The 13465-nt window shown below is 50.6% G+C and carries 9 protein-coding genes and 6 pseudogenes; 9 read left to right on the forward strand and 6 right to left on the reverse strand.

What is annotated here, in order from left to right; translation table 11 throughout:
- Positions 1-33: 33 nt before the first annotated feature.
- Complete coding sequence (locus CRI63_RS07005) at positions 34-1197, forward strand: MFS transporter (RefSeq protein ID WP_135518978.1); 1164 nt, start codon at positions 34-36, stop codon at positions 1195-1197.
- Positions 1198-1224: 27 nt separating this feature from the next.
- Here the strand turns inward: CRI63_RS07005 and kptA are convergent, their stop codons facing one another.
- Positions 1225-1779, reverse strand: a complete 555-nt coding sequence (gene kptA, locus CRI63_RS07010; RefSeq protein WP_135404020.1) for an RNA 2'-phosphotransferase — start codon at positions 1777-1779, stop codon at positions 1225-1227.
- Positions 1780-2029: 250 nt separating this feature from the next.
- On the opposite strand from kptA, the gene CRI63_RS07015 reads away from it, so the two are divergent.
- The 5 genes and pseudogenes from CRI63_RS07015 to CRI63_RS07035 form a co-directional block, all read left to right on the forward strand.
- Positions 2030-2713, forward strand: a complete 684-nt coding sequence (locus CRI63_RS07015) for a nucleoside recognition domain-containing protein (protein ID WP_135518981.1) — start codon at positions 2030-2032, stop codon at positions 2711-2713.
- A complete protein-coding gene (locus tag CRI63_RS07020) occupies positions 2710-3171 on the forward strand; it encodes a YjiG family protein (RefSeq protein ID WP_000211971.1) in 462 nt (153 codons plus the stop codon). Before CRI63_RS07015 ends, CRI63_RS07020 begins: the two co-directional genes overlap by 4 nt.
- Before the next feature lie 12 nt (positions 3172-3183).
- Positions 3184-4355 (forward strand): annotated as a pseudogene (iadA, locus tag CRI63_RS07025) (beta-aspartyl-peptidase).
- 64 nt (positions 4356-4419) lie between these two features.
- Positions 4420-5331: a hypochlorite stress DNA-binding transcriptional regulator HypT gene (hypT, locus tag CRI63_RS07030; RefSeq protein ID WP_135518987.1), complete on the forward strand. Its 912-nt coding sequence runs from the start codon at positions 4420-4422 to the stop codon at positions 5329-5331.
- Between the two features lie 6 nt (positions 5332-5337).
- Positions 5338-5709: pseudogene (locus CRI63_RS07035) on the forward strand (putative PEP-binding protein); the annotation flags it as partial.
- Positions 5710-5756: 47 nt separating this feature from the next.
- On the opposite strand, the gene iraD reads toward CRI63_RS07035, so the two are convergent.
- The 4 genes from iraD to uxuA form a co-directional block, all read right to left on the reverse strand.
- Positions 5757-6140: an anti-adapter protein IraD gene (gene iraD / locus CRI63_RS07040; RefSeq protein WP_033555723.1), complete on the reverse strand. Its 384-nt coding sequence runs from the start codon at positions 6138-6140 to the stop codon at positions 5757-5759.
- Between the two features lie 413 nt (positions 6141-6553).
- Positions 6554-7327: a Uxu operon transcriptional regulator gene (uxuR, locus tag CRI63_RS07045; protein WP_130216613.1), complete on the reverse strand. Its 774-nt coding sequence runs from the start codon at positions 7325-7327 to the stop codon at positions 6554-6556.
- A gap of 268 nt (positions 7328-7595) precedes the next feature.
- A complete protein-coding gene (locus CRI63_RS07050; RefSeq protein WP_135518989.1) occupies positions 7596-9056 on the reverse strand; it encodes a fructuronate reductase in 1461 nt (486 codons plus the stop codon).
- 80 nt (positions 9057-9136) lie between these two features.
- Positions 9137-10321: a mannonate dehydratase gene (gene uxuA, locus CRI63_RS07055; RefSeq protein ID WP_021564825.1), complete on the reverse strand. Its 1185-nt coding sequence runs from the start codon at positions 10319-10321 to the stop codon at positions 9137-9139.
- A 457-nt stretch (positions 10322-10778) separates the two neighbouring features.
- Here uxuA and CRI63_RS07060 point away from each other — a divergent pair.
- Together CRI63_RS07060 and CRI63_RS07065 are read left to right on the forward strand one after the other, a co-directional pair.
- A pseudogene (locus CRI63_RS07060) lies at positions 10779-11884 on the forward strand (N-acetylneuraminate epimerase).
- Positions 11885-11988: 104 nt separating this feature from the next.
- Positions 11989-12168 (forward strand): annotated as a pseudogene (locus tag CRI63_RS07065) (sialate O-acetylesterase); the annotation flags it as partial.
- Positions 12169-12175: 7 nt separating this feature from the next.
- Here CRI63_RS07065 and CRI63_RS07070 read toward each other — a convergent pair.
- Positions 12176-12280: pseudogene (locus tag CRI63_RS07070) on the reverse strand (HNH endonuclease); the annotation flags it as partial.
- 99 nt (positions 12281-12379) lie between these two features.
- On the opposite strand from CRI63_RS07070, the pseudogene CRI63_RS07075 reads away from it, so the two are divergent.
- Positions 12380-13253: pseudogene (locus CRI63_RS07075) on the forward strand (phosphorothioated DNA-binding restriction endonuclease).
- Positions 13254-13465: the final 212 nt, after the last annotated feature.

The raw sequence follows: 13465 nt of genomic DNA on the forward strand, positions 1-13465 counted from the left end.
TGTTAACTACAAAAAATACAAACAAGGTTAAACATGCCCCCGTCCTCGCATCCCGTAGAACGCTTTTCTTTCAGCACCGCGCTTTTCGGGATGCTGGTTCTGACCTTAGGTATGGGATTAGGTCGCTTCCTTTATACACCTATGTTGCCCGTCATGATGGCGGAAGGGGCGTTTTCATTTAGCCAGCTCTCGTGGATTGCCAGCGGCAACTATGCGGGGTATCTGGCTGGCAGTCTGCTATTTTCGTTTGGCGCATTTCACCAGCCGTCGCGCCTGCGCCCATTTCTGTTGGCTTCTGCCCTGGCGAGCGGATTGTTGATCCTCGCAATGGCATGGTTACCGCCATTTATTCTGGTGTTATTGATTCGCTTCCTGGCGGGTGTCGCCAGCGCCGGAATGCTGATTTTTGGTTCGACACTGATTATGCAGCACACGCGCCATCCTTTTGTGCTGGCAGCTTTGTTTTCTGGCGTTGGCATTGGCATCGCGCTGGGCAATGAATATGTTCTGGCAGGCCTGCATTTTGCCCTCTCCTCGCAAACGTTATGGCAAGGCGCCGGGGCGCTTTCTGGCATGATGCTGATTGCACTTACGCTTTTAATGCCCTCGAAAAAACACGCCATCGCACCAACGCCATTGGCAAAAACGGAGCAACAAATAATGAGCTGGTGGTTACTGGCTATTCTGTACGGCCTGGCGGGATTTGGTTATATCATCGTCGCGACTTACCTGCCGCTCATGGCGAAAGATGCAGGCTCACCATTGTTAACCGCCCATCTCTGGACGTTAGTCGGCTTATCAATTGTGCCTGGTTGCTTTGGCTGGCTATGGGCAGCCAAACGTTGGGGGGCTTTGCCCTGCCTGACGGCGAATTTACTGGTGCAGGCTATCTGTGTGCTGCTTACTCTCGCCAGCAACTCGCCTCTCTTGCTTATCATCAGTAGTATCGGTTTTGGCGGTACCTTTATGGGCACGACATCTCTGGTGATGACTATCGCCCGCCAACTGAGCGTACCGGGAAATCTCAATCTTTTAGGCTTTGTGACGCTCATTTACGGCATTGGGCAAATCCTCGGCCCGGCGCTGACCAGTATGCTCGGCAATGGAACATCGGCGCTTGCCAGCGCCACTCTCTGCGGCGCGGCGGCGTTGTTTATTGCTGCGCTTATCAGCACAGTGCAATTATTTAAGCGATAAGTGGTCGCTTCATAAGGGCTGTTTCCCTTACCACTCAAGAAACTCAACCGCAATCGTTGATGTCAGCCAGACCCCGTTTTCCGCTTGCCAGAAAGGGATCCCTCGTTTCGCCATTTCCTGTGCTTTGACGGTTAAGATAACCGGCGAACCGTGTCTTGCCCCGACTTTGCGGGCCGTTGCTTCATCAGCAGAGAGATGCACATGATGACGCTCCCCTGCAATCAGCCCCTGTTTTTTTATCGCCTCAAGAAAACGGCTTGCCGTACCGTGGTAGAGAAATTGTGGCGGTGTTTTTTCGATGAAGGCAATGGCGACCTGCGAAGTCGAATGCCCCTGAACGGCGCGAATACACGTACCATCACTGGAATAACTAAAGCGCTTCTTATCGCTGGTGGCGACCACAGTATCCAGTAATGCGCGGGTTAACCGCTTGCCCGCTTTTTGTGCACAGAGTATGAGCTTATCGATATCCGCCCATCCTTCACGGTCCAGCACGATGCCAATCGCCTCCGGTTTATGTCGGAGGACAAAACTTAAAAACTTGCTCGTCTCTGCCAGCTCTTTGTCGTTGTATTTTGCCATTTTGCATTCGTCCTTGTATTCACCGCCTTTACTCACCAGCCATTATTGTCACTGTGTTTATGAATTTTCTGCAACTCAATCCTTACTGGAAGGTTCTCCTCGCAGCGTAATTTTTCCACTATGCAAAAAACGCATAGCCAGAAACATACTTGCATTTTCCCCATACCCACATGGCTGATAAGGTTTTTCAGCTCCAGGAATTTTCCTGGTAGTCGCAACACACATACACAAAAAAATAATGGGGATTGTTATGACACAACAAGGGGATGCTGTAGCTGGGGAGCTGGCGACAGAAAAAGTGGGTGTTAAAGGGTATCTGGCCTTTTTTCTCACGATTATCTTTTTTTCCGGAGTTTTTTCCGGGACAGACAGTTGGTGGCGCGTTTTTGACTTTTCCGTTCTGAACGGATCGTTTGGGCAACTGCCTGGTGCGAATGGAGCTACCACCTCGTTTCGCGGCGCAGGTGGCACAGGAGCTAAAGATGGCTTTCTCTTCGCGCTGGAACTGGCACCGTCAGTGATTCTCTCTCTGGGGATTATCTCGATTACCGATGGTCTTGGCGGATTGCGCGCCGCGCAGCAGTTAATGACGCCCGTGCTAAAACCGTTGTTGGGCATTCCAGGCATCTGTTCACTGGCGCTCATCGCCAACCTGCAAAACACCGATGCCGCCGCTGGCATGACTAAAGAACTGGCGCAGGAAGGGGAAATTACCGAGCGCGATAAAGTGATTTTCGCCGCTTATCAAACCAGCGGTAGCGCCATCATCACCAACTATTTCTCTTCTGGCGTCGCCGTATTTGCCTTTCTGGGGACGTCCGTAATCGTACCTTTAGCTGTCATCCTGGTGTTTAAATTTGTCGGTGCCAACATTTTGCGCATCTGGCTTAACTTCGAAGAACGTCGCAACCCAACGCAAGGAGCGCAAGCATGACAACTCAGGTCCGCAAAAATGTCATGGATATGTTTATCGATGGCGCACGTCGTGGCTTTACTATCGCCACCACCAACCTGCTGCCGAACGTGGTGATGGCATTTGTCATTATTCAGGCGCTGAAAATTACTGGTCTGCTCGACTGGGTGGGACATATCTGTGAACCGGTGATGGCGTTGTGGGGATTGCCCGGCGAAGCGGCAACTGTCCTTTTAGCCGCATTGATGAGTATGGGCGGCGCGGTCGGCGTTGCCGCCAGCCTGGCGACCGCTGGCGCATTAACCGGCCACGATGTCACGGTATTACTTCCCGCGATGTATTTAATGGGCAACCCGGTGCAAAATGTTGGTCGCTGCCTGGGAACAGCCGAAGTGAATGCCAAATATTACCCGCATATCATTACGGTCTGCGTGATTAACGCATTGCTGTCGATCTGGGTTATGCAGCTTATTGTTTAACAAGGAGTTACCATGATTGATTATTCCGCAGCCGGTTTACCCTGCTGCAGGGAGCGCATTTGTATGCGCCCGAAGATCGGGGAATTTGCGATGTCCTCGTCGCTAACGGCAAGATTATTGCCGTTGCCAGTAACATCCCTTCTGACATCGTACCGGACTGCACGGTTGTCGATCTCAGCGGGCAGATCCTCTGCCCAGGTTTTATTGATCAACACGTCCATTTAATTGGCGGCGGTGGCGAAGCTGGCCCTACCACACGTACGCCGGAAGTGGCATTAAGTCGTCTGACAGAAGCGGGCGTCACGTCAGTGGTTGGTCTGCTCGGCACCGACTCTATCTCTCGCCACCCGGAATCCTTACTCGCCAAGACTCGTGCGCTCAATGAAGAAGGCATCAGCGCCTGGATGCTGACCGGTGCTTATCATGTGCCTTCCCGTACCATTACAGGCTCGGTGGAAAAAGATGTGGCGATTATCGATCGCGTGATTGGCGTGAAATGCGCCATCTCAGATCACCGTTCTGCCGCACCGGACGTTTATCACCTGGCCAATATGGCGGCGGAATCCCGCGTTGGAGGTTTGCTCGGCGGTAAACCTGGCGTCACCGTGTTCCACATGGGCGACAGCAAAAAGGCGTTACAGCCTATCTATGACCTGCTGGAAAACTGCGATGTGCCGATCAGCAAGTTGCTGCCGACCCACGTTAACCGCAACGTTCCGTTGTTTGAGCAGGCGCTGGAGTTCGCGCGCAAAGGCGGCACCATCGATATCACCAGCAGCATTGACGAACCGGTCGCCCCTGCCGAAGGTATTGCCCGCGCCGTTCAGGCGGGTATTCCGCTGGCCCGCGTTACCCTTAGCTCCGACGGCAACGGCAGTCAGCCGTTCTTTGACGATGAAGGGAATTTAACGCATATCGGTGTTGCAGGTTTTGAGACGTTGCTGGAAACCGTGCAAGTGTTGGTCAAAGACTATAGCTTCAGCCTTAGCGATGCCCTGCGTCCACTCACCAGCAGCGTCGCTGGTTTCCTCAACCTGACCGGTAAAGGCGAAATTCTGCCGGGCAATGACGCAGATCTGTTAGTGATGACACCGCAGTTGCGTATTGAGCAGGTATACGCTCGCGGCAAACTGATGGTCAAAGACGGCAAAGCGTGTGTGAAAGGAACGTTTGAAACTGCATAAGCAGTTGTCAGCCGCCCGAATGGACGTAGAATGCCCGCAAGGGCGGCTGACAGAGTAAAACGCAATGGATGACAATGGTTCGGTCTTGCATAATATTGAAACCAAATGGCTTTACGATTTTTTAACGCTGGAAAAATGCCGTAACTTTTCCCAGGCGGCAGTCAGTCGCAACGTATCACAACCGGCATTCAGCCGCCGGATACGCGCGCTGGAACAGGCGATTGGCGTTGAGTTATTTAATCGCCAGGTAACGCCGCTACAACTCTCGGAACAAGGGAAAATATTCCATTCGCAGATCCGTCATCTGTTGCAACAGTTAGAGAGCAACCTTGCAGAACTCCGTGGTGGCAGCGATTACGCGCAACGCAAAATTAAAATAGCCGCTGCACACTCTCTTTCCCTCGGACTGTTACCGTCCATTATCAGCCAGATGCCGCCGCTCTTTACCTGGGCGATTGAAGCTATTGATGTCGATGAAGCAGTCGATAAACTGCGCGAAGGGCAAAGTGACTGTATTTTTTCGTTTCACGACGAGGACTTACTGGAAGCGCCGTTCGACCACATTCGGTTGTTTGAATCACGTCTGTTCCCCGTCTGCGCCGTTAACGAACTGGGGGAAGCGCTTTTTAGCCTCGCGCAGCCGCACTTTCCTCTACTCAACTACAGTCGTAATTCCTACATGGGGCGATTGATTAATCGCACCCTGACGCGCCACAGTGAGTTAAGTTTCAGCACCTTTTTCGTGTCTTCGATGAGCGAGTTATTAAAGCAGGTTGCCCTCGACGGCTGTGGGATTGCCTGGCTACCGGAGTACGCCATACAACAAGAAATTCGCAGCGGGCAGCTCATTGTCCTGAATCGAGACGAATTAGTTATCCCGATTCAGGCCTACGCATACCGGATGAACACACGGATGAATCCCGTTGCAGAGCGTTTCTGGCGTGAACTGCGCGAGCTGGAGATTGAACCAGGCTGAAAGTTTTCTGCAGAAAATCTTCCAGCGCTGGGAATTATGATTGAGGTTCCTGCCGCAGTCATGATTGCAGACAAATTAGCCAGTGAAGTCGATTTCTTTTCCATCGGCACCAACGATCTGACGCAATATATTATGGCGGCAGACAGAGGAAATAGTACCGTCGCGGAACTGGTCGATTATCGTAATGACGCGGTGATTAACGCTATTGCTATGGTGTGTCAGGCCGGACGTAATAATGAAATTCCGGTCAGTATGTGCGGCGAAATGGCTGGAGATACCCAGCAAACAGCACGACTGCTCACTATGGGGATTGATAAGCTCAGTGCCAGTCCATCCCGGCTTCCGGCCTTGAAAGCAGCAATCAGAACCTCCCACTAATTGTGACCTAACGCGATACGTCTTGCGCGTATCGCGTTTCCCGTCATTTACTGCGGCATCGTGCGATGCCAGCTCCCCTTCTGCCAGACCAGGTCAAACGTTAGCGGCTCATCATCGTGGTACAGCATCATCTCCAGACTAATGACCAACTCGTGGCAATAGACTGCTTTCAGATTGACCTGCAATGCCGCAATACGTGGCTCATGAAATAAAAGCGCGGAACGTAACTGGCGGCAATACCAACTCTGGAGAAGCTTGTCGCTCTGATTATGCCCTTGCCACTCAGGCATGCCTGAAACAAGTAATATTGGTAGCGGTGAATGGGGAGAACTAAAAAGTTGAAAGAGATCCCGGCATACGGAATCACGCAGCGATAACGTATTGTTCCCTGTACTTTCAGGTAATACCGTCTGAACTGATTGGCGCATCATTTTGCGCACTCCTGACGTTTAGTGGCATCTGTATCCTGCCCTGGCTGCTGGACACCACTGGGTTGATGCTCATATTCCATAATCATTCCTTTATGCTCATTGCGTCCCTGGCACTTTCATAAGGGATTTATAAGATCCGCCAAAGATAAAACACTGTACAGAAAAGAATATCCACTGACTTTTTATTTAAAAAGGTATCATTTGACAAAAGTCATTAAACATAACGGAAATACGTTAACATATTCTGATTATTCCGAATAATTTCTCAGCGTTAAACTGATATATAATTATTCCAAAACAATATATCGTACGTAATGATTAAATTACGCATAATATATTCTGCAGAACATAATTAATTATTCAGGGAACATACATAGTGCAAAGCGGTTCAACTTTGCACCAGAAATGAGGGATCAGGCGTCCACTTTATCCAACGGCCACGAATCAAACAGATAACCATCGAAATAGATGTCATCGACGTTAGAGAACTCCAGCAAGCGCTGCTTCACATTCTCCAGATGCTGCCACATCGCCAGTTTTGCCGCGCGGGCATCTTTCTTGATTAACGCAGCCAGGATTTGTTTGTGATCGTCCAACCACTCTTTGCGGTATAAGCTGTCATCGAGATGGCTATGTAACTGGATCCACATTGGATTATTTTCCCGCCACTCCCAGGACTGACGGAACAACTCTACCAGCATGCTGTTATGCGTCGCTTCGGCAATGGCGAGATGGAACTGCATGTCGCCGCTTTCGCTGCTGCCCGGCGCACTGGAGGCCAGTTCACGCTCTTCCAGTTGCAATGCCTGACGCATTTTAACGATGTCTTCGCGGGTAGCCTGCAAAGCGGCAAACTCGGCGATGTTACTTTCCAGCAACTGGCGCGCCTGTAACAGTTCAAAAGGACCGGCGTCATTGCAGACGTTGGCCTCAGCGCTCTCTGCATTATGGCTGGGTAAACTGTCGAGAACATAAATACCGGCACCACGTCGTACTTCTACCAGCCCTTTGATCTCCAGCATGATCAGCGCCTCACGCACCACCGTGCGGGTGACATCCAGCATTTCTGCGATTTCACGTTCCGGCGGTAGCCGTTCGCCAGGATTGTACGGCGTCTTAAGGATCAGATCGCGGATCATCGCCCCAACTTCCTGGTAAGGTCTTTGCGCAGAGGTGGCAGATTTCATGATGTTGTGTCCGTTAGATGCGATTAATCAAATTATTGCCGGATGCGGCGTGAACGCCTTATTCGGCCTACAAAGAGTGCGTATTCAATAAATTGCGATTGATCCGTAGGCCCGCCAGGCTTGCTTACCGGGCAATTTTACGTTGACCGTTAATTTCAAACTATACCATTAGCACTGGAAGTTGGCACGTACAGGTGGGCAAAAAACGAAAACTGGTCAACCAAATATGATTTTGATTGACCAGTAAGTCTGTAGGGTAATCAGTCAGTTACAGTGCAGCCACACACTCACGCGCGCCGCGCTCGCACAGCTGCTGATATGCCGCAGTCACCGCGCCAATAAAGTCTGCATTTTGCGGCAGATCATCGGCAAAGATACCGCTCAGGCCCAGCAACGCTTTCACGCGGTCTGCGCCCTGATACTGCGCATTGATCTTCTGGAACTCGGCCAGCATCGGGTCTACCACGTCGATAGCATTACCCTGCTCATCCACGCCCTGGGTGTAACGCATCCAGCCCGCTACGCCAAGCGCCAGGTGACGCCAGCTACCGCCGTTTTGCAGGTGTAAACGCACCGGATCCAGCAAACGCTGCGGTAACTTCTGGCTGCCGTCCATCGCAATCTGCCAGGTACGGTGACGCAGAGACGGGTTGCTGAAACGCTCGATCAGCAGCGTCGCATAGGCGTTCAGATCAGTCCCTTCCGGCATCGACAGCGTTGGTGCTTGTTCCTGCATCATCAGGGCAAAGGCCGCTTTGCGATAATCCGGGTTAGTCATGGTGTCGGCAATGGTTTCATAGCCACCGAGGTAACCGAGGTATGCCAGGAAAGAGTGGCTGCCGTTAAGCATACGCAGTTTCATCATTTCGAACGGCACAACATCGGCAACAAACTGCGCGCCGACTTTATCCCAGTCCGGGCGACCATTAACGAAGTTATCTTCAATTACCCACTGACGGAATGGTTCGCAGGCAATGGCGCACGGGTCATAAACGCCCAGCTGGTCAGCAATTTCCTGTAAGGTTTCTGGCGTCGCCGCCGGAACGATGCGGTCAACCATGGTGCACGGGAAGGTGACGTTCTCTTCAATCCATGCCGCCAGCTGCGGATCACGTGCCTGAGCCAGCCCCAGAACAGCAACCTTCGCCACATGACCGTTTTCACGTACGTTGTCGCAGGACATCACCGTAAACGCTTTCAGCCCTTTTTCACGACGCAGACGCAGGGCTTCTACGATGTAACCAATCGCGGACTTCGGCGCAGTCGGGTTTTCCAGATCGTGCTTGATCAGCGGGTTATTGAGATCCAGCTGACCGCTTGCCGCATCGGCACAGTAGCCTTTTTCCGTGACCGTCAGGGAGACAATCGCCGTTTGCGGACGCGCCATCGCGTTGAGAATACCTTCGCAACCGTCGATTTCCGGATGCAGGGCTTCTTTCATCGAACCGATAATTTTCAGTTCGGTGCTTTCCGCGCCTTTTTCCGCCACGGTGTACAGCAGTTGCTGTTTTTTCAGGTTTTCGATCAGCACGCGGTCGTTGCCTGGCATCAGGTTAACTTCGCAGATACCCCAGTCGCTATCGGTGCTTTCCAGCAGGTGATGGGTATACAGCGCCTGGTGCGCGCGGTGAAACGCCCCGCAACCGAGATGCACAATGCGTGATTCCAGACGAGAATGATCCCATGACGGGCGGGCAACCGGCAGATTGCTGTCAACAATAGTAGTCATCGTAAACTCCAGAATCCGTCTTCAGAGAGTGACGGCAAGGAAGAAGGAACCGGCACGGCGCGCAGCCATGCCGGTGGATATTAACGGCTAAAGAAAGCGCGCTGGATCGCCAGTTCGACACCGCGAACTTCGGCCAGGCCTTTCAGACGACCAATTGCGGAGTAACCTGGGTTGGTTTTCTTCTTCAGGTCGTCCAGCATCTGATGACCGTGGTCCGGACGCATCGGGATCAGGTCTTCTTTGCCTTCCGCTTTACGACGGTGCTCTTCTTCAACAATCGCTTTCACCACTTCGTACATATCAACGTCGCCGTGCAGGTGCGCCGCTTCGTGGAAGGTTTTCGGGTTATCTTCACGCATGGTGGAGCGCAGATGGGTGAAGTAAATACGCGGACCGAACTGCTTGATCATATCAACCAGATCGTTGTCAGCACGCACGCCGTAGGAACCGGTGCACATGGTGAAACCGTTCGCCATGCTGTTTACGGTATCAACCATCCACTGCATATCTTCAATGGTGGAAACGATACGCGGCAGGCCGAGGATCGGGCGCGGCGGATCGTCCGGGTGAACAGCCATACGCACGCCAACTTCTTCGGCAACTGGAATGATCGCTTTCAGGAAGACGGCAAAGTTTTCGCGCAGCTTCGCTTTGTCGATATCTTTGTACAGCTCCAGGTGCTTACGGAACTGGTCGAGGGTATAACCTTCTTCCGCGCCCGGCAGACCTGCGATGATATTACGGGTCAGACGCGCTTTGTCTTCGTCGCTCATAGTGGCGAAGCGTTCTGCTGCCTGAGCAATTTCTTCTTCGGTGTAGTCCGCTTCTGCGCCTGGACGCTTCAGGATGTGCATTTCGAATGCAGCGAATTCGATCTGGTCGAAGCGCAGAGCTTTGGAGCCGTCTGGCAGCACGTATTCGAGGTCAGTACGGGTCCAGTCGAGCACCGGCATGAAGTTATAGCACACGGTGCGGATACCGCACTGCGCCAGGTTGCGCAGGGTCTGCTGATAGTTAGCGATCCACTGCTCATAGTTGCCAGTGTGGGTTTTGATATCTTCGTGAATTGGCACGCTTTCCACGACAGACCACACCAGACCTGCGTCTTCAACGATAGCCTTGCGTTTGAGGATCTCTTCAACGGACCATACTTCGCCGTTCGGGATATGGTGCAGCGCGGTAACCACGCCAGTTGCGCCCGCCTGACGGACATCAGCTAAAGAAACCGGATCGTTAGGGCCGTACCAGCGCCAGGTCTGTTCCATGTTTATTCCTCTTTCACGTAGTGGGTTCAACAGCGAAGAGACGCGGAACCCCGGAGTGTTTAGGTATCCGAATGAACGACCAGACCGCAGCCGTGGCGTTGCATCGGATGAGATGGCGTATAAGTTCTACCTTTTGGTAATACATGTCAACCTGAAATCTAAAATTGGTTAACCACATCACAAGAAATCTACTCTCATGTCGGTTACTGCAAATGACAACACAGGGAGATCAGCGGTTAGTGATCGGGGGATGTGACATTCATCGCAATAATGGTTGACCAATTTACATAACGTGTCGTCCAACATAACAATGGATTAACCTGCTTCCCCATTGCATAAGTTGTGACCAACACAACAAAACTGATGCTGTTGCAAAGATTGCTATTTAGTTTTGGTATAAAAGGTATACAGGCACATGGTGCAACATTTGAATTCCAGCGAGCAGGAGTAATTCACAATGAAGAGAACAATAACGGCGCTTGCTATCATGATGCATCATTTGCCGCAAACGCGTCTGTATTGCCGGAAATTCCAGTGCCATTTAAAAGTGGTACTGGTGCAATTGATAACGACACTGTCTACATTGGTTTAGGTAGTGCAGGAACGGCATGGTACAAGCTGGACACACAGGCCAAAGATAAAAAATGGACAGCTCTGGCTGAATTCCCCGGTGGCGCAAGAGATCAAGCAACGTCCGCATTTATTGATGGTGATTTGTATGTATTTGGCGGTGTTGGCAAAAACCAACAAGGTTTAACCAGGGTGTTCAACGATGTGTACAAATATAGCCCAGCAACTAATACCTGGATTAAATTGATGTCACACGCACCGATGGGCATGGCGGGTCATGTGACATTTGTACACAACGGCAAGGCTTATGTTACTGGCGGTGTTAACCAAAATATCTTCAATGGCTATTTTGAAGATCTCAACGAGGCTGGAAAAGATTCAGCAACTATAGATAAAATCAACGCCCACTATTTTGACAAAAAAGCAGAAGATTATTTCTTCAATAAGTTTTTGTTGTCTTTTGATCCCTCTACACAGCAATGGAGTTACGCTGGTGAATCGCCCTGGTACGGGACGGCTGGTGCGGCGGTTGTGAATAAAGGTGATAAAACCTGGCTTATTAATGGTGAAGCCAAACCAGGATTGCGAACGGATGCCGTATTTGAACTTGATCTTACCGGCAATAACGTAAAATGGAATAAGCTTCCTCCCGTCTCATCACCAGATGGCGTCGCTGGCGGTTTTGCGGGTATAAGCAATGACTCTCTTATATTTGCCGGAGGTGCCGGATTTAAAGGCTCGCGGGCAAATTACCAGAACGGTAAGAACTATGCGCATGAAGGCCTGAAAAAATCATATAGCGCTGATATTTATCTGTGGCATAACGGGAAATGGGAGAAATCTGGCGAACTGTCGCAAGGTCGAGCCTACGGGGTATCATTGCCCTGGAATAATAGTCTATTGATTATTGGCGGTGAAACTGCGGGGGGTAAAGCTGTGGCAGATTCAGTGTTGCTCTCAGTGAGAGATAATAAAGTTACTGTGCGAAACTAACTTTTCAGGGTTTCCATTGCCTGAAAATAAAGATGTTGTTCATCCCGAAATAAAATAACTGGCGCGGTTTGCGCAGATACATCCTGCGCCCGCCATATCACTTTAAAAGAGAACTGACAAACGCGCCTGATGAAAATCCAAATAATTTGAGCAAGGGATATTACGGTTCAGCGTACCGAACGCTGGAGAACTGGACGACGGCGCTACGAAGCCGTCATTTCAGTCGGGGGATGATTGTAGACAAATTTGTTGACGCTATTTTGCAGTTTTGGCGCGAAAGATGAGCGTTCATTAATTTGATTTATTTGCATTCATCAACGCTTTTAACTCCTCCGGCGTAAACGGTGGTTTGCGTCGGTGCAGCATCGCATGGCAATTAGGGCAAACAGGCAGCAAAAAAACAAATGAGATCAAGGTAATATATCTTCACTTGCAGGCTTGAACAGCAGAAAATTTGCGAGCATGATCGCAATTATTTCACTGCCAGGTATATCAATGGCTTCCAGTAAATCGCTACAGCAGGCAATTGCCAATATAAAAATCTGGCACAAGGGTGAACAGCGCGCGCCGCATAAGCCATTGTTATTGCTATATATATTAGCGGGATACCTGAATGGACATCCGCGCCTTTTCGATTATGGCTCGGAAATCTACGAACCTCTGCACAGTTTACTGGAACGTTTTGGGCCACAGCGTTCACAGTACCGACCTGATATGCCGTTCTGGCGATTACAAGGCGACGGATTCTGGCAATTACACAATGCCGAGCTTTGCTCAACAGCAGGGAGCAGCCGACAACCACCAGTGAAGGAACTGACTGAATACCACGTTGCAGGCGGTTTCGATGAACAGCACTACGCCCTGGTAACCGGCAATAAAAAACATCATCAACACTCTGGCACAACAGATACTCGAAGCGCACTTCACCGAGAGTATTCAGGAAGAAATTGCTGACGAGCTGGGTTTTGATCTCCAGCAAATCCGTAAACAGCGCGACCCGTTATTTCGCAAAAATGTATTACGTGCTTATAACTACCAGTGCGCGATATGTGGCTTTAATATGCGCCACGACGACACCACCGTCGCGTTGGAAGCGGCGCATATAAAATGGAAACAGCACGGCGGCCCTTGTGAAATCCCTAATGGCCTGGCGCTTTGCGCAATTCACCATAAAGCCTTTGATAAAGGATCGATTGGCCTGGATGAAAATATGCGGGTACTGGTCTCGGATGCGGTAAACGGCGGAGGGATCGTTGAGAGATTATTCTGGGATTTTGACGGGAAAACTATTGCGTTGCCACAGGTGCGTAAAAATTACCCTTATGAGGGGTTTGTGGAGTGGCATCGGAAAGAGGTTTTTAGGGGGTGAGGTAATACTTATTTTGCTGATTTAACGTCTCTATCTGATTCAATTCGGCATCATAAACAGCTATGATATGCTTAATACGGGGCGAAGAAATTAGACCGTTATGATTGGTTTAGATTTCCGTTATTACTTGCATTCGCTTTAATTCCTAAAAGCCCCTGCCGTTAATGCCAGACGCATTACGCAAAGGAGAATGATTAGTAAACAATAAGATT

This window comes from Escherichia sp. E2661 (assembly GCF_004745185.1).
Classification (GTDB): Bacteria; Pseudomonadota; Gammaproteobacteria; order Enterobacterales; family Enterobacteriaceae; genus Escherichia.

Bases quoted from the DNA above. Each gene is read 5' to 3' on its own strand.
- CRI63_RS07005 (WP_135518978.1), top strand. From the start codon at position 34: ATGCCCCCGTCCTCGCATCCCGTAGAACGCTTTTCTTTCAGCACCGCG.
- kptA (WP_135404020.1), bottom strand. From the start codon at position 1,779: ATGGCAAAATACAACGACAAAGAGCTGGCAGAGACGAGCAAGTTTTTA.
- CRI63_RS07015 (WP_135518981.1), top strand. From the start codon at position 2,030: ATGACACAACAAGGGGATGCTGTAGCTGGGGAGCTGGCGACAGAAAAA.
- CRI63_RS07020 (WP_000211971.1), top strand. From the start codon at position 2,710: ATGACAACTCAGGTCCGCAAAAATGTCATGGATATGTTTATCGATGGC.
- hypT (WP_135518987.1), top strand. From the start codon at position 4,420: ATGGATGACAATGGTTCGGTCTTGCATAATATTGAAACCAAATGGCTT.
- iraD (WP_033555723.1), bottom strand. From the start codon at position 6,140: ATGATGCGCCAATCAGTTCAGACGGTATTACCTGAAAGTACAGGGAAC.
- uxuR (WP_130216613.1), bottom strand. From the start codon at position 7,327: ATGAAATCTGCCACCTCTGCGCAAAGACCTTACCAGGAAGTTGGGGCG.
- CRI63_RS07050 (WP_135518989.1), bottom strand. From the start codon at position 9,056: ATGACTACTATTGTTGACAGCAATCTGCCGGTTGCCCGCCCGTCATGG.
- uxuA (WP_021564825.1), bottom strand. From the start codon at position 10,321: ATGGAACAGACCTGGCGCTGGTACGGCCCTAACGATCCGGTTTCTTTA.